16 protein-coding genes are annotated in these 22853 nt (G+C 52.2%); 8 read left to right on the forward strand and 8 right to left on the reverse strand.

Annotation, left to right across the window (positions count from 1 at the left end):
* Positions 1-86 precede the first annotated feature (86 nt).
* Complete coding sequence (locus tag E1162_RS17760) at positions 87-1541, forward strand: DEAD/DEAH box helicase (RefSeq protein ID WP_371312009.1); 1455 nt, start codon at positions 87-89, stop codon at positions 1539-1541.
* A gap of 66 nt (positions 1542-1607) precedes the next feature.
* Here E1162_RS17760 and E1162_RS17765 read toward each other — a convergent pair whose 3' ends face one another.
* Both E1162_RS17765 and E1162_RS17770 read right to left on the reverse strand, forming a co-directional pair.
* On the reverse strand, positions 1608-2240 hold the full coding sequence (locus E1162_RS17765; RefSeq protein ID WP_155134208.1) for a glutathione S-transferase family protein: 633 nt from the start codon (positions 2238-2240) through the stop codon (positions 1608-1610).
* Positions 2241-2273: 33 nt separating this feature from the next.
* On the reverse strand, positions 2274-3464 hold the full coding sequence (locus E1162_RS17770) for a multidrug effflux MFS transporter (RefSeq protein ID WP_155134211.1): 1191 nt from the start codon (positions 3462-3464) through the stop codon (positions 2274-2276).
* Between the two features lie 107 nt (positions 3465-3571).
* Here E1162_RS17770 and E1162_RS17775 point away from each other — a divergent pair, with 107 nt between their 5' ends.
* Complete coding sequence (locus E1162_RS17775; RefSeq protein ID WP_155134214.1) at positions 3572-4498, forward strand: LysR family transcriptional regulator; 927 nt, start codon at positions 3572-3574, stop codon at positions 4496-4498.
* On the opposite strand, the gene E1162_RS17780 is transcribed toward E1162_RS17775, so the two are convergent.
* From E1162_RS17780 to E1162_RS17795, 4 genes are all read right to left on the reverse strand, one after another.
* Entirely contained in the window at positions 4495-5364 is an 870-nt protein-coding gene (locus E1162_RS17780) for a glucosamine kinase nucleotide-binding domain-containing protein (RefSeq protein WP_155134217.1), read from the reverse strand. The genes E1162_RS17775 and E1162_RS17780 overlap by 4 nt on opposite strands.
* A gap of 189 nt (positions 5365-5553) precedes the next feature.
* Positions 5554-7206, reverse strand: a complete 1653-nt coding sequence (locus E1162_RS17785) for a GNAT family N-acetyltransferase (RefSeq protein ID WP_257099100.1) — start codon at positions 7204-7206, stop codon at positions 5554-5556.
* Between the two features lie 324 nt (positions 7207-7530).
* A complete protein-coding gene (gene arsC / locus E1162_RS17790) occupies positions 7531-7935 on the reverse strand; it encodes an arsenate reductase (glutaredoxin) (protein WP_155134223.1) in 405 nt (134 codons plus the stop codon).
* Positions 7936-8120: 185 nt separating this feature from the next.
* Positions 8121-8849 carry a pirin family protein gene (locus tag E1162_RS17795; RefSeq protein ID WP_155134226.1) on the reverse strand — a complete coding sequence of 243 codons (729 nt, stop codon included), beginning with the start codon at positions 8847-8849 and terminating at the stop codon, positions 8121-8123.
* A 486-nt stretch (positions 8850-9335) separates the two neighbouring features.
* On the opposite strand from E1162_RS17795, the gene E1162_RS17800 reads away from it, so the two are divergent.
* The 3 genes from E1162_RS17800 (at position 9336) to E1162_RS17810 (ending at position 12790) form a co-directional block, all read left to right on the forward strand.
* On the forward strand, positions 9336-10694 hold the full coding sequence (locus E1162_RS17800; RefSeq protein WP_155134229.1) for an NAD(P)-dependent oxidoreductase: 1359 nt from the start codon (positions 9336-9338) through the stop codon (positions 10692-10694).
* A gap of 24 nt (positions 10695-10718) precedes the next feature.
* Positions 10719-12035, forward strand: coding sequence for an NAD-dependent dihydropyrimidine dehydrogenase subunit PreA (preA, locus tag E1162_RS17805; RefSeq protein WP_155134232.1), 1317 nt, complete (start codon positions 10719-10721; stop codon positions 12033-12035).
* A gap of 206 nt (positions 12036-12241) precedes the next feature.
* Positions 12242-12790 carry a hypothetical protein gene (locus E1162_RS17810; protein ID WP_155134235.1) on the forward strand — a complete coding sequence of 183 codons (549 nt, stop codon included), beginning with the start codon at positions 12242-12244 and terminating at the stop codon, positions 12788-12790.
* A 74-nt stretch (positions 12791-12864) separates the two neighbouring features.
* Here the strand turns inward: E1162_RS17810 and E1162_RS17815 are convergent, their stop codons facing one another.
* Positions 12865-13860, reverse strand: coding sequence for an ABC transporter substrate-binding protein (locus tag E1162_RS17815; protein WP_155134238.1), 996 nt, complete (start codon positions 13858-13860; stop codon positions 12865-12867).
* Between the two features lie 556 nt (positions 13861-14416).
* Between E1162_RS17815 and E1162_RS17820 the strand changes: the two genes are divergently transcribed.
* Complete coding sequence (locus E1162_RS17820; protein WP_155134242.1) at positions 14417-15661, forward strand: exonuclease SbcCD subunit D; 1245 nt, start codon at positions 14417-14419, stop codon at positions 15659-15661.
* The gene (locus E1162_RS19800; RefSeq protein ID WP_155134245.1) at positions 15661-19416 is read left to right on the forward strand and encodes an AAA family ATPase; all 3756 of its coding nucleotides are present in this window, start codon (positions 15661-15663) and stop codon (positions 19414-19416) included. The genes E1162_RS17820 and E1162_RS19800 overlap by 1 nt, the downstream gene beginning before the upstream one ends.
* 1 nt (position 19417) lies before the next feature.
* On the opposite strand, the gene E1162_RS17830 is transcribed toward E1162_RS19800, so the two are convergent.
* The gene (locus E1162_RS17830) at positions 19418-21586 is read right to left on the reverse strand and encodes a putative bifunctional diguanylate cyclase/phosphodiesterase (protein ID WP_155134248.1); all 2169 of its coding nucleotides are present in this window, start codon (positions 21584-21586) and stop codon (positions 19418-19420) included.
* 310 nt (positions 21587-21896) lie between these two features.
* Here E1162_RS17830 and E1162_RS17835 point away from each other — a divergent pair, with 310 nt between their 5' ends.
* On the forward strand, positions 21897-22739 hold the full coding sequence (locus E1162_RS17835) for a hypothetical protein (RefSeq protein ID WP_155134251.1): 843 nt from the start codon (positions 21897-21899) through the stop codon (positions 22737-22739).
* Positions 22740-22853 lie beyond the last annotated feature (114 nt).

Here is a 22853-nt window from a genome sequence, read left to right on the forward strand (position 1 = left end):
TAGAGGGACCGCAGCACTTGCAAGACCGGCCTTTTCGGAACGACCTCCCGCTAGAGAGTCCAGACATAAGTTCTGGATAGTCGACCGTGGCCCAAAACCAGAAAGAACACTCGTTGAGCGACTTTGCAAAACTGGGCCTTATCGAGAGCCTTGTGACGGCTCTAGCCTCGAAAAACTATAGTGAACCAACCCCGATCCAGCAGCAGGCTATTCCTCCGTTGTTGGAAGGGAACGACCTTTTGGGCCTTGCTCAAACCGGTACAGGTAAGACAGCGGCCTTCTCGCTGCCAACAATCCAGTTGCTATTGCAGAGCAATAAGCGACCATCTCCTCGCGGTGTTCGCACCTTGATCCTCTCGCCAACGCGAGAGTTGACCGAGCAGATTTACACCAACATCAAAGTGTATGCTGGCGACACCAAGCTGAAAATCGGTAGCGTCGTGGGTGGTGTTTCCATCAACCCGCAGATCAACGCGCTTAAGAACGGGCTGGACATTCTTGTGGCTACTCCGGGCCGCTTGATGGACTTGCAGCGTCGCGGCTCCTTGCACTTCAATGATCTGGAGATCTTCATTCTTGATGAAGCTGACCAGATGCTGGACCTTGGCTTCATTCACACACTGCGCGAGTTGGCTGGTTTGCTGCCAAAGCAGCGTCAGACCTTGCTGTTCTCCGCGACTATGCCGAAGGAAATTTCCGGCCTTGCCCGTAAGTTCCTACGTGATCCTGTCGAAGTTCAAGTAGCGCCTGCTGCAACAACTGCCGAGAAGGTGAGCCAGAAAGTGGCGCACATCAACGGCTCGCAGAAAAAATCTTTGCTTCTGGATCTGCTTGGTGATGAGGCGATTGAAAGCGTTCTCGTTTTCTGCCGCACAAAGCATGGTGCTTCGAAGCTTTCCAAGATCATCAACGCAGCTGGCTTTAAGTCAGAGGCGATCCACGGTGACCGTTCTCAGGGACAGCGTCAGCGCAGCCTTGATGCTTTCAAACGCGGTGACGTTAAAATTCTCGTTGCAACCGATGTTGCTGCACGCGGTATTGATATCTCCGGCATCTCTCATGTCATCAATTACGACATGCCGAACGTGCCCGAGAACTATGTACACCGTATTGGCCGAACTGCTCGTGCAGGGCGTGAAGGTAGCGCGATTACTTTCTGCTTGCCGGAAGATCGCGGCATGCTGACGACGATTGAGCATCTCACCCGCCAGTCTATCGAAGAGCTTGAAGGCTACGGCTGGTTTATGTCCGAGGAGACACCTAAGAAGGGTCGCTCGGGCAAGGGCAAGACCAAGTCTTCCAGCTCACCGAAGAAGAAGAGAAAAACGGCAAACGTGACCGCGCTTCCTGATGCGCCAAAGCTGGTCGCCGCTAAAACCCGTGGACCTAAAAAGCCGAAAGCTGCTGCGGGCAAAGCTGGCGGAGTGAAAAAGGGTGACGGAAGCGCACCGACTGGCGTAAAGCGCGCCAAGCCTGCTGCGAAAGGGGGGCGCCCTGCTTCCGGTCATCGTGGCGGTGCAAAGCCAAAACGCGCCCGTTGATTTGAGACTACTCAAAAAATTAAGCCCCGCAGTTCCAAGAGCTGCGGGGCTTTTTCGTAATAACCGTTAAGCAGCTAGGGCTTTGGATGCCGTTCCTTGGGCTTCATGCACCTTTTGAACCGCAGGATCGTTCGCCAGCCTTTGCATCAAGCGATGAATGTTCGGGTAAGCGCTGGTTGGTTTTTCAAACCCGTATGCCCAAGATGCCATGGCATAGAGGAAAGCATCGGCGACGGACTTCTCATTGCCTACCATCCACTCTTTGCCATCCAGATGTTGGTCGATCAGGGTGAGGCTCTTGTCGACCAGAATATGAGAGGCTTCCTGTACTGCTTGATGTCCGTTTGCATCGGTTGTGAAGCGCATTGGCATGAAGTGTGGCCAGAAGTACGGGTGCAGCGTGCCGGAGAGATAGACAAGCCAGCGATGAAGGTCTGCTCTGTTTGCGTCTTGCGGAGCTGGGCCAATGTTCGCGGCAGGGAACTTATCGACCAAGTAGAGCAGAATAGCAGCGCCTTCAGGTAGGGCCATGTCGCCGTCAGTCAGGGTCGGCACGACGCCAGATGGATTGATCTTAAGGTATTCCGGAGACTTCATTGCTTTGAAGTCAAGCTGCTCGACCTCGTATGGCTCTCCGGTCCATTCCAGAGCGATATGGATGGCAGTGGCACAGGTTCCGATTGCTGAATAGAGTTTCATAGTATGTCCTTTCGAAAGATTGGGTTCAAAGAGTTATGCGTTTGCTGGTGTGATGGTGGTTGCGGATTTGCGAAGAAGGGGGAGGGCGAAGAGGGCTGAGCCTAAGCCACAGATCGCCATGATCGCGAGCATCTGAGTTGGTCCGCTGCTGTGCAGCAGGGAGACGATGAAGCTGGCCACTGCTCCAATCGTAAACTGCAGAGCGCCGTTGAGAGCAGACACTGTGCCGTTCTGGCTAGGCAGTACAGATAGAGCGCCGACGATTGCGTTGGTTGCCGTGAAGCCCATCGCTGTCACATAGAGGGCAACAGCTACGACGACCCAGAGTAGGGTAGCTTGTGTCAACGCGAGGGTGGCGAGGCCAAGGGCGATTACAGCAAGGGTCAGTGCGCCAGCAGTCGCCTTGGTTGTGGGATTGATTTTGGCGAAGAACTGGGCATTCGCCATGTTTGCGGCCATCATTGCGAAGGCGTTGAAGGCGATGAGATAGCCGTAGTTCTCAGGGGCTACGCCAAAGTGGGTGATGTAGACGTATGGGGAGCCTGCAACGAATGTGAAAAGGCCAGCAAATGCGAGAGATCCGGTAAGGATGTGTGTCACAGCGCGCCAGTTAGACAGGACTGAAACGTAGGAGGTGAGCGGATTTTCTCGTGGCTGTTCAGGGGATTGCGCTGGCGAAGGTTTTACAACGACAAAGGCCATGGACAGAGCGATGACGCCGAACACGGCGAGAGCGGTGAAGATCGACGGCCAGCCTGCGAGCACAAACAGATAGCCACCAATGATGGGTGCAATGAGGGGCGCAATAACCGTCATACCCATGATGTAGGAAATGATCTTGGTGCTGGTTTCCTCGTTGTAACGCGCACGGACCATTGGAAAGACCACAACCGCTCCGGCCCCGCCAAATGCTTGGAAGAGGCGCAGTACATAAAGCTGCTCAATAGATGTGACGAAGGACGCTCCGAAGCTGGCCGCTGCATAAACAATGAGGCCGCCAATGAGGACGGGCTTTTGCCCGATGCGGTCTGATAGCGGGCCAAGGACCAGCTGGCCGATAGCGTAGCCGATCAGCAAGATAGCAACGGTCGCCTCAAGCGAACCGATACCTGTATTTAGATCATTTGCTATCGCCGGAAGGGCCGGAAGATACATATCGATAGCAAAAGGTGCGAGCATGAATACAAAGCTCAAGCACACAACGAAGAGAAATTTGTCTCTCATTTTCGGCGACCTCCAGTGAAGACATTTGTCTTTGAAATCAACTGGAGATACGTTAGATTGCGTATCGCTCGTAATTAATAGTTTAGATTGAACAAGATTGTTTCCAAATGAGTTCTAATCGCTCGCTCTTTCAGGGGCTTCAAGTTTTTGCGGAAGTTGGCCGCTTGGGTAGCTTCTCTGCCGCTGCTGATAGTCTCAATCATTCTCCTTCCCACGTGAGTAAAGAGATTGTGCGCCTTGAGGAGCGTTTAGGGGTTCGGCTCGTGCAGCGGACAACGCGCAGTGTGCGCTTAACGGATGAAGGGCGCGTGTTTTACGAACGTACGCAGCAACTCATTGAAGATGCTATTTACGCGCAGGAGTGCGTTGTAAATGAAGCGGCAGAAGCGCGGGGAAGTTTGCGGGTGAGCGTGCCGGTCAGCTTCAGCCATACGCATTTGAATAAGGTGCTGCCGAAGTTTATGCGCCAACACCCTCATGTGCGGGTAGATGTGAATGCCAACGACCGTTTTGTCGATCTGGTTGCAGAAGGTGTTGATGTTGCAATACGAATTGGTGCGCTCAGCAACTCCAACCTAATAGCGCGGCGAATTACGACATCTCGTTTGATGACGGTTACCTCTCCCGCTTATCTTGCCGAGTTTGGGGAGCCGTTAGAACCGAAGGACCTAGTTCATCACCGCTGCGTTGCTTACTCCAACAAGGCTATTCCAAACATCTGGGATTATTTTGCGCCGGATGGTGAGGCGCTGTCTGTTACTGTTGACCCAATTCTGCATGCCAACAACGCCGAGACAGAGGTGGCCTGCGCGATTGACGGGATCGGTTTAACGCAAATCCCGTCCTTTGTGGTGGAAGAAGAGCTGGAAGCTGGCAAGCTGGTTCCGGTATTAACTGGTTATGAGCCAGCCCCAACGGGCATTTATGCCGTCTATCCGCATCGTACTCACTTGGCTGCGAAAACCCGTGCGTTCGTTGATTTTCTGATCGCTGAATTTTCGCAGGAAAATAACGTGGAAAGGGAGCCTGCCTAAGCGCGGGCCCCAGCGTTTTTCTGTGCCATCAGAAGGGCTCCGCGTAGAGCATTGGTTTTCGGAGCGGTGACGAGCGCCTGAAATTCTGGCGACAGACGCTCCATGTAGATGTGAGATAGCCCGCCGAGTAGTGCGATAGGCAGCTTCTTTTCGCTCATTAGCCTTGAAAACGCTGCTTCCAGATACTGAGTACCTTCATCAAGCAGCTTGTTTGCCAGAGGGTCATTCTGTTTTGCTGCATCCAGAAGAGCAGGAGCAAAGCTGCCGAAGTCTGACGGCGCTGCCTTTTGAGCAAAGGCGATGATGCTATCTGGCTCTCTATTAAAACGGAGCAGGATCTCTTCTGTCAGAGCAGAGCTACCAGCAAGGCAGTCGTAGGCAAGAAGCGTTTCTTTCAAGGCATTGTGGCCAAGCCATGCGCCGCTGGCTTGATCTCCAAGCTTAAAGCCCCAGCCGCCAAGGTGTTTCATCTCGCCGTTGCGCTTGGCAAGGATGGCAGAACCTGTGCCGATAATGGCGATAATTCCGTCCTCACCAGCATGAGCGCCTTCCAAGGCAATACGCGCGTCGGTAACAATCTCGCAGCTTTGAAAAGGCAGAGCGGCGCCGAAGTCTTCCAGCGAGCCAAGGACATTGGCACCGGCCATACCTAGAACAGCATTTGTGATTTTTTCCGGCTCAAAGGGAAGGCTGGCTGCTTCGAATGCAGCGGCGCAGGCTGCCATAATTGAGCTGAGGGCTTGTTCTCTATCGGTATTGAGGTTTGAGGCTCCAGCTTTTGCTTCGCTCAAAACCGCACCATCTGAAGTCGCCAGAACTGCTTTGCAAGAGGTGCCGCCGCCGTCAATACCTAGAAGAAATGTCATAGCCTGCCGTCTGTCATCCTACCAAAAACGTGCATACCCTAGGCATCCCTCACGAGCTGTCAAACGATTGGCGTGTTTTTCTTGGAACTGCTGTTGAAACCGTGGGTCTGCCCGGCTTGATGAGGTGCGCTAAAGAAAAAAGGAGGCGTGTTGGGCCTCCTTCTAACTTCTGCGTTTATTCCGCAAGCGCTAGTGTAACCCGCTCCGTTGCCAAGGTGGGCGAGGGGTGGAGCGTTGGTTTTGAGGTACACGAATGGCCGAGTACCCTTCCAGTACGCCCTTGGTGTTTTCTAGCGGACGCAGATTTTTGATCGTCTTGCTCGCAAAGGTTTGCAAACGCTGGTCTTCGTTTTGCTGCGGCACAGCCTTCAAACATGCCTTGAAGTGGGAAATAGCTTCATCCTCGCGACTTGCTTTAAGCAGAAGCTGGGCAAGGTTCACGTTTGCAAGAATATGGTTTGGCGCAAGGGAGAGAACAAACCTGTAGGCTTTGCGGGCCTGATCGAACTCACCTGATTTGGCGAGCGCAAGAGCATAACGCAGCCACACCTTCACGTTGTCCGGATGGGTTTCTGTAAGGGTCTGATAGACGCTAACTGCGTCCTCTGGGCGGTCTTGATGCATCAACAACTGACCGAAGCTGTATAGAACCTTCGGATGATCTGGCCGCGACTTGAGGATCTGGCGATAGCCACCTTCCGCCAGTTTGTAGTTCCCTTTTTTGTGGCTCTGCGTGGCAATTTTAAACACTTCGTTCAGGCTACTTGGATCCAGCACATCCCCTTGATTGCGGCGGGAACGCGTGGAGATTAAGCGGCTTTGGATGAAGCGTTCTTTGGGACCGTAGGAATACTTGTAGGCTTCGTCACCGCGAAGGAAATCGTAGGACCGGATACCGTTGTTGATGGCCCACTCAATGCTGTGACCATGAAGGACAAGCCCTGACGGGAAATCCGAGACACTCTCATCTCGTGATGCGAGCACGAACAGAAGCTCTCCTTTTTCTTTATCAATGAAGCTGAATAGGCCGCCAATGGGCCGTCCTTCTCGCCAGAAGACGGGAATGAATAGGCTTCCGTCTTTGTAAGCGTCGCCAAAGATGAGTTTGTATTCACTCACGAGGTAGTCGATGCGCTTACCTTTGCGCTTCGCCCACTTAGCTCTCCAGAAACTCAAAAGTATGTCGAGCTGTTCGTCAAAGTGCTCCTCGTCGATCTGGCGGATTTCCATTGTCTCGTCCGCTTCCATTTTGCGGGTGAAGCGGCGCATTTTCTGACGTGTTTTGGAAGACAGATTGGTTTGAAGAAACTCGTCGTAGCTCTCTGGTAATTCAGCGTAGGGACAGATCAGCGTGTTTACGCCGTCTGCTTTGTTAGTGCGGGGGATATCGCGGAACTCAAACGGTCCCTTTGTAAGACCGGACATAAACAGAGACAGGCGCTCCGGGCTGGAGCGAAGGCTTTCCATTTGCAGTCTGGCCCAAGGCTGCTTGCTTAGAAACTTGGCAAACGCCGGAATGACCTGCTCATCGTATTTACTGTCTACGAGGTAGCCGGTGTAGTCCGACGAGAAATTGCCTGCCATGAAAATTTGATCATAGAAGAAGCCTTTCTTCTTGTTGATGCCCAAACGACGTCTAAGAGGAAAGAAACCCACGTAGCCCGATTGATCGTTTGACTTGGCAGCAAGGATAAACCATCCCTGCGGGCGCCGCTCAAAGACCTGCCGGAACCAACGCCACGACATGTAGTAGTTCGCATCAGGATCATTTTTGTAGACATTGCTCCAGTTCTCTTTCAACTCGAGAAACCGCTGCATGTCCTCAATAATTTCAATCTGCATCAATCCGCTCCGCATTCTTGTTTTTCTTCGGAGGTGCAGGCGCTCATCAGTGAACGCGCAAATTTATGTAAGTATTTAATATTAACTGAATAAAGAGGGTGCGCAAGACGTAAGGGAAGGTTGCGCGATGGTGGCAGCCGAAATCAGGAAATTTCGAGCTCCGAAATAATAATTATTTCCCATAGGGTTAATGGATGAAGCGCTCAGAAAGCTGTTTTGTCTTATGGGTTTGCTTAAGTCACGAAAAAGGTCCGCAGCCAAAATCATGGTTCTGCGGGCCTTTGGAAAAGATTTTTGTCTTGGCTAACGCCTGAGCGCCATTTGCTACTTCTTGGCAGCGACGACTTCGCCATCTTCCTTGGTAAAGGAACCTATATCACCGTCTAGAAGGTCAAGTACTTTCTCGGAAGGTCGGCAGAGGGCGGTGCCCTTTTCTGTTACCACGATTGGGCGGTTCATAAGGATTGGATGCTCGACCATGAAATCGATGAGTTCGTCATCAGACCATTTCTCATTGTCGAGGTCCAAATCATCGTAGGGCGTGCCCTTGCGGCGCAGAACGTCGCGCACAGAGATACCCATATCCTTGATCAGCTCAACCAGCTTCTCGCGGGAAGGTGGGGTCTTCAAGTACTCGATAACCTCTGGCTCAACTCCGCTTTGGCGGATCATGGCGAGGGTGTTGCGAGAGGTGCCACATTTAGGATTGTGGTAGATGGTTACTGCCATTTCGTAAGCCTTTTAACCGCCGAAACCGCCTTTGGCGGTAACGAATGGTGGGAATTTTATCATTTGCGAAAGTGTGTATATCGGGAAATGACGATATATGCAAAGCATTCCTTTTAGGCGCTGCAGCCTTCGAGCCAGAACGAGAAAGAGAGGTGCCGATGGGAGCACCTCTCTTGTTGTATTGTCTAGATGAATTCAAAGAGGATGAACTCGGCATTCTCTCCGTTTCTAAACTCCAAGTCACCTGAATTGTCTATCTGGGCAGCATCTCCCTGACTTAGCTCAGTGCCATTTAAGGAGAGTGTACCGCCTACGATTTGAACAAACGCGCGCCGGCCTTCTTTGACGGCAAAGTCGATGGACTGACCCTGCTTGAGGTATGCAGCATAGACATCTGTGTCGGAGCGAACATGAAGGCTGCCGTCTCTTCCGTCATGAGACAGAATAAGTTTCAGCTTGCCATCTTTCTCCTCTGGCTTCGGGTAGAGCTGATCGTATTTTGGCGCTGCATCCTTTTCATTAGGTATCAGCCAGATTTGTAGCAGGCGCATCGCTTCGGTTTTGGATGGATTGAACTCGGAGTGTTCTACGCCAGAGCCTGCGCTCATGTACTGAATGCCACCTGCGCTGACGACGCTACCGTTGCCCATCGAATCACGATGCTCCAGCGCGCCCTCGACAATGTAGGAGAAAATCTCGAAATTCTTATGCGGGTGCATCGGGAACCCGCCGCCGCCAGCGATGAAATCATCGTTGATCACGCGAAGGGATTCATAATGGGTGTTCTCAGGAGCGTAGTAACTTCCGAAGCTGAAACTATGGGCACTTTTGAGCCAGCCGTGGTCTACATGTCCGCGTGATTGGGAAGGGCGGACTGTTAAAGGGGCGAGTGTTGGGGTTTGAACGGTGGTCATTGCTTCGTCCTTTGAATTCGTTTGCTTGCCATCAAGGTAGGTGGTTTGGCGTATTCAGCAAGACGCTCTCCGGTGACCGCAGTGTTCGCAAATCATGAACAATCTCAGCACTCTCAAGAATTTCGGTGCCCTAGATGAAAATATCGAAACACAAGTTTTTATGCATTTATAATATGAGTAAATAAGTCCTGTTTGTGTGTTGTTCGATTGTGAGAAGTCTATAATTTGTAAATCTTTGATTGCGGTGCAATATAAATGCGCACCCAGAGCAAAATATAAGCACACACCGTACTATCTGATCCTTAAATTGCAATCTGACTTAGTGTTCTTGAACTGAATACATAATATGACTGTATGTCTCATGTTATTTTTTAAGTAAAAATATTTGACTAATTGGTCAAAAATTGGCTCAATGAAACTACGTAGAAAGGGCTCGCTAAATGAAGCTCTTCTATTTTCAATTATAAATTTTCTTCCGGAGGGCCTATGGCCGATACTTTAACAGCCGCTGATATTAGAAGCGGGCGCCTCTCGGACGAGGTGCTGAAAGACAACTTTAGCGATCTGCATCCACGCCTTGACCCGCATGAGGCTGCTGTCGAAGCTGACCGGTGCTATTTTTGCTACGACGCGCCATGTATGACCGCTTGTTCGACCTCGATCGACATTCCTCAGTTCATTCGCCAGATTTCTACCGGTAACCCGAATGGGGCTGCAAAGACTATCTTCGCGGAGAATATTCTTGGCGGTATGTGCGCTCGGGTTTGTCCGACAGAGACATTGTGTGAAGAAGCCTGCGTTCGCGAGAAGGCAGAGGGCAAACCGGTGCGGATTGGAGAGCTGCAGCGTTTTGCTACTGACCACTTTATGGAAACCAAAGAGGGTACATCCTTCACTCGCGCTGCTGAAACTGGCAAGCGCATTGCTGTTGTTGGTGCAGGTCCTGCCGGTCTTTCCTGCGCGCACCGTCTTGCCAGCCACGGCCATCAGATCGACCTGTTCGAGGCCAAAGGCAAAATGGGCGGGCTGAATGAATATGGTATCGCGGCCTACAAGAGCACCAATGACTTTGCCCAGAAAGAGGTAGAGTGGTTGCTTTCCATCGGTGGCATCACGGTTCATTCCGGTATGGCGCTTGGTCGTGACCTTTCTCTTGAGCGTTTGCAGGCTGATTATGACGCCGTGTTCCTTTCCATCGGTCTTGGTGGTGTGAATGCTCTGCGTGCTGAAGGCGAGAATCTTGAGAATGTTGAGGATGCTGTCGATTACATCGAAGACCTTCGTCAGGCCTCTGATCTTTCCAAGTTGCCTGTTGGCCGTGATGTCGTCGTGATTGGCGGCGGCATGACTGCCGTTGATATTGCCGTTCAGTCCAAACTGCTTGGGGCAGAAAATGTGACTATCGCTTATCGCCGCGGGCCGGATCAGATGGGCGCGAGTAAGTTTGAGCAGGATTTGGCGCAGACCAACGGTGTTGCGATCAAGTTCTGGAGTAAGCCTTTCGCCATCAAGGGTGAGGGTGGTCAGGTCTCCGGTATTGAGCTGGAGCGGACAGAGCTTAACGAAAATGGTCGTCTTCTTGCGACTGGCGATATTGAGACAATTCCGGCGGACATGGTTTTCAAAGCCGTTGGCCAGACTTTGGTGACGAAAGACATTGCTGCTGAAGGCGAAGGGCTCGCGCTTGAGGGTGATCGCATCAAGGTTGATGAGCAGCGCAAAACCTCCCTTACAAACGTGTGGGCTGGCGGAGACTGCGTTGCTGGCGGTGAAGATTTGACCGTCGCTGCTGTTGAGGATGGCAAGGTTGCTGCGGAAGCAATCAACGCTGTCTTAACCGCTTAATGCTGATTTGAATTGGAGAGTACTATGGTTGATTTACGATCTGATTTCGTAGGCATTAAGTCACCTAACCCATTCTGGCTGGCGTCTGCGCCACCAACTGACAAAGCCTATAACGTCGTTCGTGCTTTTGAAGCAGGCTGGGGCGGTGTTGTTTGGAAGACGCTTGGCGAAGACCCTGCTGTGGTCAACGTGAATGGTCCGCGATACGGCGCTATTCACGGTAAGGACCGCGAGCTTATCGGCCTCAATAATATTGAGTTGATTACCGACCGTCCGCTTGAGGTGAACCTTCAGGAGATCAAGCAGGTCAAGCGGGATTGGAAAGATCGTGCGCTCGTCGTGTCCCTCATGGTTCCATGTGAGGAAGCTAACTGGGAAAGCATTCTCAAGCGGGTCGAGGATACCGAGGCTGACGGTGTTGAGCTGAACTTTGGCTGTCCGCACGGCATGTCCGAGCGTGGTATGGGCGCAGCTGTTGGTCAGGTGCCAGAATACATCGAGATGGTGACGCGTTGGGCGAAGAAGCACACGCGCATGCCGGTGATTGTGAAGCTGACGCCAAACATCACTGATGTGCGCAAGCCTGCTCAGGCGGCAAAGCGTGGCGGCGCAGACGCAGTCTCTCTCATCAACACCATCAACTCTATCGTTGGTGTTGATCTTGATCTTATGGCTCCGAACCCGACTGTTGGCGGAAAAGGCACTCACGGTGGTTACTGTGGTCCCGCAGTTAAGCCGATTGCGCTTAACATGGTTGCCGAGATTGCTCGTGATCCTGAGACCTACGGTCTGCCTATCTCCGGTATTGGCGGTGTAACTACATGGCGCGATGCGGCGGAGTTCCTTGCTCTTGGTGCTGGTAACGTGCAGGTTTGTACGGCTGCCATGACTTACGGCTTCAAGATCGTGCAGGACATGATCGAGGGCTTGAAAGACTGGATGGAGGACAAGGGCTATGACAGCATTGATCAGGTAGTGGGCCGTGCTGTGCCAAACGTTACCGACTGGCAGTACCTGAATCTCAACTATGTTGCGAAGGCCAAGATCAATCAGGATCTCTGCATTGAGTGTGGTCGCTGTCACATCGCGTGTGAGGATACGTCTCACCAAGCGATTACCAATATGGTGGATGGCATTCGAAAGTTCGAGGTGATCGACGAGGAGTGCGTGGGTTGTAACCTATGTGTGAACGTCTGTCCGGTTCAGGACTGTATCACCATGGAGCAAATGCCGGTTGGCACGATTGATCCGCGCACTGATAAGCCTATCAGCGCAGATTACGCAAACTGGACAACGCATCCAAATAATCCAAGCTCTGCAAACTTCGAGCCTGCTGAGTAAGCGGAGCTTAAGACCTTGCAAATACGCGCTGCGGGAAACTGCGGCGCGTTTTTTGTTTTTGCGCTTTAGCTGAACCTGCAAAGCATGCTTCCTATACAAAACCGCGCTTCTTTTGGAGTAGTTTGATTATATCTTTAGAACCGAGTTTAGCTCTTTCTTCCCATGCTTAACGCCATAGTGCTCCCTTCGATTAGAAGGAGATTTGTATGGCTGGAAGGGTTGGGTTGGTCTTTTGTTCCGCGATGGGTTTATTGCTCAGCGTTCCTATTCTCGCGGCGAGCGTTTCTTCATCTCATGCGTTCATTCAGGTGCGGATCAATACAGAAACCGCAACGGCTTCAATCTCCGGCGGCGAAAGCGGGCCGGGTAAGGTGGATGCCGATACTGGCTCAGTGACTTACTGTTGGACGCTGCCTGTGAAGGTCTTCACGGAAAAAAGCGACCATAGCGCCGAGGAACTCATGCGTGCCCTTTCTAGCTCCATGCATATTATCGGTGAAGTGGCTTTCAAATCGTCCCAGTCTATCCCGCTTGATGGTTCTGCTGATTACGATGGAGAGCAGATTTGCTTTGCTGGCACCGGGCTTGGTGCTCCGTCAGATGGAGGGCAATTCCAAGTGCTGGGTGTCGATATAGATTTGAGCCATGTGAAAGACCCTAATTATGCAAACCTGTCATGGCTTCCGAAGGGGCTTTATGGGGCAAAGCCGATAAAGCATAGGACCAAGGGGAACGTGACGATCATTATCGATTAGATGCTCCGTCACGCTGATCAAAGCAAAAAAGGCGACCCGCTGGGCCGCCTTTACTGGTCTTAATGCTGGAAGCGTTACTTCAGCATATCTGTGATGACTGTGGTTGTTGCACCCTCAGGCTTTGCGGTGATAACCGGATCGGAGCCGCCAGCCAGCAGAGTTGCCACTGTGCGCTCGTAAGCTGCCATATCGAGTGTGCCGTCAGAGCCTTCAGTCAGCTTATTGATCTCACCTACCATGCGAACCTGATGCTTTTCTGTCTGAGCACCAGAGGCGTCATTTTCCAGAATGATATCAGCTGCTTCCTCAGGGTTCTCGCGTGCGTAGTCCCAACCTTTCATGGAAGCGGCGACAAAGCGTGCGAGCTTGTCTTTCATGCCGTCTTCTTCAAGGGTGCTTTCCAGCACGTAGAGGCCATCTTCCAGTGTCGCAACGCCTTGGTCTTCGTACTTGAAGACAACAAGGTCTTCAGCCGGAATGCCTGCGTCGATTACCTGCCAGTATTCGTTGTAGGTCATGGTGGAGATGCAGTCGGCCTGCTTTTGCAGAAGTGGGTCTACGTTGAAGCCCTGCTTGAGAACGGTCACGCCTTCCGCGCCGCCATCTGTTGGAATGCCAAGCTGGCTCATCCAAGACAGGAACGGATATTCGTTACCGAAGAACCATACGCCCAGAGTGCGTCCTTTGAAGTCCTCAGGAGAGGTAATGCCGGTTTCTTTGCGGCAGGTCAGCATCATGCCAGAGCGGGCAAATGGTTGGGCGATGTTGACCAGCGGAACGCCCTTTTCACGAGAGGCGAGGGCAGATGGCATCCAGTCAATAACAACGTCAGCGCCACCACCGGCAATAACCTGCGGCGGAGCAATGTCAGGGCCGCCCGGCTTGATGGTTACATCAAGGCCTGCTTCCTCATAAAAACCTTTGTCTTTCGCAACATAGTAGCCTGCAAACTGGCCCTGAGTGACCCACTTCAGCTGAAGGGTCAATTCATCAAGTGCCGCCGCCGGAGTTGCAAGACCTGCCCCCACTACGCTGGCAACCAATAGCGTTTTCAGTTTATTGATTGTCATTCCGTGTACTCTCCTCGTTGTTATTGCGCCGTCCCCTTTGGGCGCTGGAAGGTGTGTGCAAGGAAGTCTCCGGTTGCCAATGCTGATGAAAGCGCAGTTTTTCTGCTGTCTTTCCCGGCCTTTTATTTTGTCTGGCTTTTGTGTTGGTTGGATCCTGTAAATTCCTTGGCACTTATAAGTTGAGTTTGAAGTATAAGTTTAAATTTACCCATATGAATCACTGGGCGTGTAAAGAAACTTTCCCTCTCCAATAAGTTTAGATTAGGTATGCTTGACCATTTGGTCAAGAAATTATCTTGCATACTTGATGGGCATTTTGAAAATACTTAAGCCTATGGATATTATAGATATTTTCCTTGGGTTAGTCGGCGCTGCATAGTTCGTTGGCGTTATCCTTCGCTTCTGACCAAGGATTATGCGTGGGTGCACCTAGGAAAACTTGGAAAACAGGTCGAAACCTCTGGAAAGAAGGGGTAAGACGAGCGCGAGGGCGGGCAAAGCCCCTTAATCTGCAGTGATCGTTTTTTGAGTCTCTTCGGGGGGATAGTTTACCTCTATGGCAGTTCGCATTCTGCATACGGCAGACTGGCATATCGGCCAGACCATCAATGGATGGGACCGCACCTTTGAGCATGCGTTTTTCTTCAAAGAGCTGAAGGAAATCGTGGTGCGCGAGGCGGTTGATGCTGTTTTGATTTCCGGTGATGTGTTCGACAATCAGAACCCGTCTGCGGAAGGAATGCGCATGCTGTTTCATGCCTTGGCGGATCTGCGTCGGGCAAGGCCCCATCTCACTACGGTAATGACAGCGGGTAACCATGACCCAGCTGGGCGCTTGGAAGCGCCGGGTATTCTTCTGGAAGAGATTGGTGTGTCCGCCGTAGGCATGATCCTGCAAAAAGATGGTGGGCTGGACCTATCTCGCCATTTGGTGCCGCTGAAAAATGCAGAAGGCGTGATTGAGGCTTACTGTCTGGCACTGCCGTTTCCGCGAGCAAGTGACTTGCCTACGCTGACGGGTGAGAGCGCCAAAGAAGCAGGTTCTCCAATTGTGCGCGCTGTGGCAGACCTTTATCAGCGGGCTGTTAGCGGTGCGCGTGAGCAGATTGGCGATGCGCCGCTTGTTGCCATGGGCCATCTGCATGTTTCCGGCGGTGATGAGAGCGAAGCTTCCGAGCGACGCATTCTCATCGGCGGGGAACATGCTGTTCCGGCAACTGTGTTTGACGAGAGCCTCGCTTACGTGGCTCTTGGGCACTTGCACAAGCCGCAGCGTGTTGGGCGCGATACTGTGCGTTATTCCGGTTCACCATTCCCTCTTTCTGTTAGCGAACTCAATTACAAGCACGGCGTTGATATTATTGAGCTTGATGGCGATAGCTATTCCTATGAGCGCCACGCCCTTACCCGTCCTGTACCGTTTTATCGGCTGAAGGGAAAAGACGGGCTTCTTGTTGCAGAAGTGGAAGGTGCGCTGGAGGCTCTTGAGCTGGACGCCGACCTACCTGTTGAGCAACAGCCTTTCGTGCATGTGGATCTGCGCCGTCAGACATCTGCTCTGGGGCTACGGGCGGAAGTGGATCAAATCCTCTCTCGTTATCCGGTGCGCGATACTGGTGTTTCCATTGTCAGCGCCAAGGAAGAGGGGCAGGCGGCTCCATCCGAAATTGTCAGTTTGAAGAAATTGGAAGAGATAAAACCGTTGGACCTGTTCTACACGGCCTTTGAGAAAGAGCATGGCGAGGGGCCGGAAGCGCGCCACCTTGAGCTCTTTCATAGTGTCCTTGCGGAGATCGACTAGTGCGCATTCTAAGTATTCGCGGTGAAAATCTGGCGAGCCTTGCTGCGCCGTTTGAAATTGACCTTGAAGTGCAGCCTCTCAAGGGCGCTGGCCTGTTTGCCATTACGGGTGAGACCGGTGCAGGCAAGTCTACGTTGCTGGACGCTATGTGTTTGGCGCTTTTCGGCAAATGCCCGCGCTTGACGGCAGATGGCTCTAACGAGTCCGTTCCTGATATCTCCGGCGATACGCATGGCGAGCGCGACCCAAAATCGGTGCTCACACGCGGTGCTGCCAGCGGTTTTGCCGAGGTGGACTTTCTTGGCATCGACGGGGAGGTCTATCGCAGCCAGTGGGTCGTGCGCAGAGCGCGCGGCAAAGCAACAGGTCGCCTGCAGAACGTGGATCGCCAGTTGGTGCGTGTTCGTGATGACAAAACCATCGAGAATGGCATCAAGAAGGTGGATGCAGCCGTCGAGGAAAAGCTGGGTCTTACCTATGAGCAGTTCCGCCGAACGGTTCTGCTTGCTCAGGGCGACTTTGATGCTTTCCTTCGTGCAGGTGACCGAGAGCGTGCCGCTCTGCTGGAAAAGGTAACAGGCACAGATATTTACCGCCGTGTTTCCAAGCGTATTCACGAGCAAACCAGCACGGCTCAGCAGGCTGTGAGCGAGTTGGAAAAACGCTGTGATGCGGTGGGTATGCTGGATGATGAGCAGCGCGGAGAGTTGCAAAAAGAGCTTGATGAGCAGCGCGCCTTTGCGGCAGCGCGCCAGAAGGCCCTTGCGGAGCTTAAGGCTGGCGCGGAAATTCTCAAGCGCATTGATATTGCCCGCGAACAGGTGGAAGAGGCTGAAACCAAACAGGATCTTGCCGTTCGAGAGAGCGAAGCAAATGAGACCAAGCGCAAGCTGCGTGAGCAGTTAAAGCGCATTCAGGGAACCGAGCCAATCGCTGTCGCGCAGGAGCATGCTGTGCGGCAAGAGGGCGAGGCTCGCAGCCAGCTACAGAAGCTGGAAATGTTCCTTGCTCGGGCCGATGCGATTGTGCGCTCTAGCCGAGAAGAAAATGACAAGGCGCAGTCTGTTCTAGAGCAGATTGATGCTGACTTTGCGATCATGCAGCCGCAATGGGCTGAGGCTGAGCGTCTTGATGAGGCTGTCCGCCAGCTTGGAAATCAGGTCGAGGGGCACAGACGTGAAACGCGTTCACTTAGTGACCAGCTCTCTGCATTCCAGCAGGAATTGACCAGCAAACTACGCGAGATGGAAGAGCAGAAGGATCTGAAAGACAAGCTGAAGGATCAGCTTGCCCGCCTCAAGCCTGCTCAAGGGTTCCATGAGCGCGGTGATGATATCATTACACGTATCAACGGCGCGCAGGACGCGGCTATTCGCTTGTCCAAGATTGAAGACGAAGAGCAGATTGTTTTCAAACGGGCCAACGAACTACAAGACCTGCAAGAAAAGCTGGAAGGCCGCCTTCAGAGTTTCGCCTCGCAGCAGCAGACCATTCGTGCTCGCTTGAATGAGGCGCAAAACGCGCTTGGTGACTTTGATATTCAAACGCTGCAAGCCCGCCGTGAGACACTCGAACGATTGGGGGGTCTCGTTTCTAGTTTAGAACGGGACAGCCGATTTCTTGGTCAAAATGAAAAGCGTCTGCTCGGAGAAAATGAAGCAGTTCAACACCTTACTGGTACCATCGAGGCACTGACAGCACAAAAGGAGGCGCTGTCTCTAGAGCTGGAAAGTCTTCGTGAGCAAGAGGAGCGTGCTGAAGGTAAGGCGAGCCTTGCCAACAAAGCTGCGGATGAGGTGAGCGCACACCTGCGCATGGCGCTGGTGGAGGATGAGCCGTGTCCGGTTTGTGGTTCTATAGACCATCCATTTGTTGGTGAGCAAGCGCCTGCGATTACAGCGCTCTTTGAAGAGCTGCGAGCGGAATTTGTGGCGCTTCGCGAAAAACGCAAAACCACTGAAAAGCAGCAGCAGGAGCTCGGCTCTGCGATTGCAAAGGCCGAGGCGGAGAAAGATCAACGTCAGCGCAGCAGTGAAGAAATCTCCAATTCTCTTGCAGAGAGCATTCCTGCCTTTGAAGAGCAGGTTGGCGAGTTTGTTAGTTTGGTGCAGTCTGTCGGTGGCTCCATCGACAAGCAAAGTATTCGCGGCCTAGACGAAAACTGGCTCTCGCTCAAAGAGATGATCACGGGAGAGGCTGCTAAGGGGCGTGAGCGCCTTGATGCCTATCAGCGCCTCAAAGCGCAAGTTGATGCAGACTACGGCGAATTGCAGAAGCTGCAGGACGAAGCACAGAAAGAGGAACAGCAGCGGGACGAGCAGCGCCGTACAATCGGCTCTCTGGAACAGCAGAAGGTCAAACTGTCCTCCGATAAGACCAACACTCAGAATGAGTTGAACCGCCTTGGCAGGGAGCTTTCTCATCCGCTGGCGTTTATGGAAACCTCTTTCGATGAAATGTTGCAGAAGCCGGAAAGCATCAAGCAGAAGGTTGGAAGTCTTGCTGCCGAATGGGAGGATGCGAACAAAGCATCTACTGTCTGCGATCAGCGTCTTGCTGAACTTGCTGAGCATATTGCTGGCCTGCGAAGCTCCTGTGAAAGCGCAGAGCGTTCGGCCGCTGAGGGTCAAAGCAAGCTGAAACTGCTCGAAGAGCGTCTCCAACAGGAGAGGGCAAAGCGAGCTGGCTTGCTGAATGGGAAGCCGACGAAACAGCACCAAGACGAGTTTTCAGAAAAACGCGCAGGTGCGCGCGCCGCTGCCCAGCAAACCAACACTGTTCTGGTTGGTAAGCTTGAGGAGCTGAAAGACGCTCAAGGCCGCTTCGAGACCACAAAGGAAAACCTTGCTGCCTATGAGAAAACGGTAACAGAAGCAAAAGCTGCTTTTGAAGCCGTGCTGCAAGAACTCGGTGTCAGTGCCGAGGAATACCAGTCCGCCCGTCAGCGTCTGGTTACAGAACTGCCTGTTCTTGAGGCCGAGTTAGCCCGCATCGATGAAGCGTTGATCCAGACGCGTGAAGTTGTTCGCTTGCGCAAGGTCGATTTGGAAAAAGCGCTTGCCCAGCCGATGCCTGCCGATCCTCTTCTGATACTGGAACAGAAGATAGAAGAGGCGCAGAACGAGCATCAGGATTTACTTGTGAAAGTGGGCCGTGTGGAAGCACAGCTTGTGGCTGATGATACCGCGCGGGCTAAAGCTGCTGGCCTCATGGTTGAGATCAACAAAGCCAAGGAGCACTTCACTGCGTGGGGTGCCGTAAACCGTGCGGTTGGTTCTGCAGAAGGCGACAAGTTCCAAAAGATTGCTCAGGCGGTAACGCTCGACCTTCTCGTAGAGCTCGCCAACAAACAGCTACAGGTGCTGAAACCGCGCTACCGCTTACAGCGGGCAAGTGGCGGTCTTGGTATTCTTGTTGAAGACAGGGATATGGGCGATGTGCCTCGTTCCACTCGCTCTTTGAGTGGTGGTGAGCGCTTCCTCGTCTCGCTTTCTCTTGCTTTGGCGCTGTCCGGTCTTGAAGGACGTCAGTCGTTCGTCGATACGCTGTTCATTGACGAAGGCTTTGGCTCGCTTGATGGTGATACGCTGGACGTTGCTATTGATGCGCTGGAGATGCTGCAAGGGCAGGGGCGTAAGGTGGGCGTGATCAGCCACGTTGAAGCGATGAAGGACCGTATTCCGGTACAGATCCGAGTTGAACGTCAGGGGGCTGGTAAAAGCCGTGTAGCGTTGTCAGCGCCAGAGCTTTGGTAGTTTAGGCGCTTTCTAATGCTCGAACGATGTTGCTGTCCTTTTTTGAAGTGCCGGCCTTTGCATCTGCGTAGTGAAACGTGTCGCTTATTGGCTCCAACGCGCTGAGCGGCTTTGGACGGCCGATAAGGTAACCTTGTATCTCGTCACATCGCTCTGAGTGCAACAGCGCGACTTCTGCTTCAGTCTCAACGCCTTCGGCAATTACTTCCATGCCCAGAGCGTGGCCCAGATCAATCACCGCGCGAATAATCGCAAGATACTCCGGCGTATGAGTTATGCCGCTAATGAAGCTGCGATCGATTTTTAAGCGGTCAAAAGGAAAACGGCGCAAATAGCTGAGCGAGGAATATCCTGTACCAAAATCATCCAGGGCGATGGTTACGCCAAGCTCTTTGAGCTTGTTGAGGGCTGAAAGGGTTCGTGCATCATCCTCGATGAGGATGCTTTCAGTAACTTCCACTTCAAGACGATGCGCTTCTAGTCCACTTTGCAGCAAAGCATATTCGATATGCGGAATGAGTTGGTCGTCATAGAACTGCACTGGACTTAGGTTGACGCTCACACGAAGTGTTTGCGGCCATTGCGCTGCAGCCTGACAGGCTTGCTCGATTACCCAGCGGCCAATGGGTACAATCAGACCGGTTTCTTCTGCGATTGGTATGAACTGCGCCGGGGAAATAGCGCCTTTGGTCGGGTGGTTCCACCGTAGCAGAGCCTCAAAGCCTCTTGTTTTGCGATCCATTGTCCGAGCCTGCGCTTGGTAATGGACTTCAAACTGACCTTTTTCCAAGGCTAGGCGAAGGTCATCTTCCATTGTTCGGCGCAGGGCGACTTCCGCTGCCATGAACGCTTGGAAGAACGAGATTTTGTTTCGGCCAAAGTCTTTCACGCGGTAGAGGGCAATATCAGCGTTTGCCAGAAGAGCGTCGGGGTCTAAGCGATCAGCTTTTGCGATTTTTATGCCGATACAGGCGGTTGTTCTAACCAAAATACCATTTCCAACGTCAATTGGTTCAGAAATGGCTGCTTGTATCTTCTTGGCAAGTTCGCCGAGCTGTGAGCGTGATTTTCCAGAGGCTACGAGAATAGCAAACTCATCTCCGCCAAATCGGGCAACAGTGTCTTTCTTCTCGGTGCAGGCCTCAAGCCTCGCTGCGGTTGTTTTGATGAGTTTGTCGCCAATAGGGTGGCCGTAGAGGTCATTGATATCCTTGAAGCGATCTATGTCGATAAGAAGCACAGCAACTGGTTTGTTCGTTTGCTTTTGGCGCTTTAGGGCCTTTTCCAGCCTGCTTCTGAGTAGCTGGCGGTTTGGCAATCCGGTAAGAAGATCATGTTGCGCCATGTGAAGAATTTGGGCATGGGCTGCGCGTTGTTCTCGAATATCTCGCACAGCCGTGGCTCTAAGTTTTTGACCGTTTATCTCAACCGTTCGGGCACGAACCTCGACCGGAATATACTCCCCTGAGGAGCTGATTATCTCGATTTCATAGGGGGAGGCTGTATCCAACTTCAGGTTCACAAGTGCCTCTTCGATGCTGTCAGGGGCGATGAACTCTGTAAGGTGGCGGCCGATCATCTCACTTTCGGTTTGGGAGACAAGGTCACATAAAGCGCGATTGGTCTCTATCACCCGGCCTTGGTGGGAAATGATCAGTCCTTCGAATGCGCCCTCTGAAAACGTTGAAAGACGATTGGCGCGGCCTGTCTCCTGAGCGTTCTCCTCCTCAAAAGAGCGCCGGAAAAGCTCGACCTGAAACCGGTCTAGAATTCGGTTTATCAGGCGAGCAGATCTTCCGAGTTTGCCTAGGGCGTCAGGTTCGAAACGCTTTTTGGAGGTCACGCTGCCTAGTAGGACTTCATCTAGAGTTCTTTCGAAAACGTCGATGCCTTCTTTGGAAATAGCGTTCTGATCGGGAATTTGGGCTGACGGTTTGCTGCCCTTAGTAAGGCGCAGATGGCTGGAATGGAGAGCTGCTAAGGCAATAAAGATCGCCGCTAAGGGTAGAACTGTATGGAGCCAGAACCAGTGGCTTGGCGCTGTTTCTTGAGGTGTGATCGGGCTGTGAGCGTAAGCGGTCCCGCAAAGCACGCTTACGAGTAGAAGCTGCCTAATGCCGAAGGTCGAGGCGGAGACGGCGAAAGCAGATATCGATCGATAAAACAGCATTAGCTCCGAAATTCCTAATTAAACAAGAGAGCTATTGGGGCAGCAAATTGCTAATGTTTTATTATTAAAATAACGCAGTCTCAGGCGGTTTATAGAATTTGCATATATTCCGCTTTGTTTTTGAATTTATTTCGAATTTTCGTGGTTAATAGTTTTCTTATTTTTATTATTGGTTTGTACTTATCTTGGTGTTTTTTCGTTCTCCTTTGAGTTTCGATTCACCGTTCAATTTTATATTTGATTTTATGATTCCCTGAATTCGTTTTTGCTATGAATTGCTTCACTGTCAAAACGTCCAGTGAGGGTATCCATGAAGTGGTCTGCTTTGCTTGTTATGGGTGCAGTGTCTGTGATGAAGCCTACAGGGGCTGAGCACGAGAACATTCTGCCAAGTTGGGAAGCATCCGAAGCGCGTCATGGGATTGTCGAGTTCGTAGAGCGGGCAACGCGAGAGGCTAGTCCAGATTTCGTTCCCGAAACTCACCGGCATGTACTCATCGAAGCAGAAGGCACCCTGTGGAGCCGCGGGACATATCAGCACTACAAGTTCACCGAGGTGCAGGCAGACGGGGCGGCACCTTCTTTAAACGGTCGTTGGAATGCAAAGCTAAATGAGCGGGAAAATGCCAGAAGTTGGTATTTAACCGGCATGCATCCGTCAACGCGGGCTCCGCTGAAGGAAATGGTCTATCAGCCCATGACGGAGCTGGTGGAGCTGCTTCAAGAAAAGGGCTTTATCGTTTGGGTGGCTACCGGGCCAGATAAAGAGCTAACAAGGGCTATTGTTTCAGAGAAGCTGTCCATCGCGCCGCAGTATGTAATCCATGGTCCCAGATGGGTCGCAAATGCTGAGGCTGATGCGCCCGTGCGTCTGGCGTCATCTGATAGTACTTCCGCTGCACTTGGTGCATCTGATCTTCAGGGTTCATGGTTAGAGCTTTTCCTTGATCGTGTCGGCCATCCTCCCGTGTTGACCATAGCGGCCCAAGGCGGCGCTCTGTTTACTGAAAATAGGGCGGCTGGGGACGGCGCTCTGGTCTCCATACGCGCAGCAAAAGGGGGTATTTTAGAGCGGTCCTCTCAGCGTGATGGCCATGTTTTTATTTCCGTTTCGTCAGAGATAGATTGGGAAAAAATGTATACCTGGCAATAAGATAGTGGGTTCAGGTTTAGATAATCAAACATTGTTTTATTTATTGATTGAAGTCAATGCAGCACAGCTAGAAGCTGCAAGAGTGGGGGGGCTTCGGCTGACGCTCGTATGGGG

Origin of the sequence: Pseudovibrio flavus, from assembly GCF_009711345.1 — a bacterium.
Classification (GTDB): domain Bacteria; phylum Pseudomonadota; class Alphaproteobacteria; order Rhizobiales; family Stappiaceae; genus Pseudovibrio; species Pseudovibrio flavus.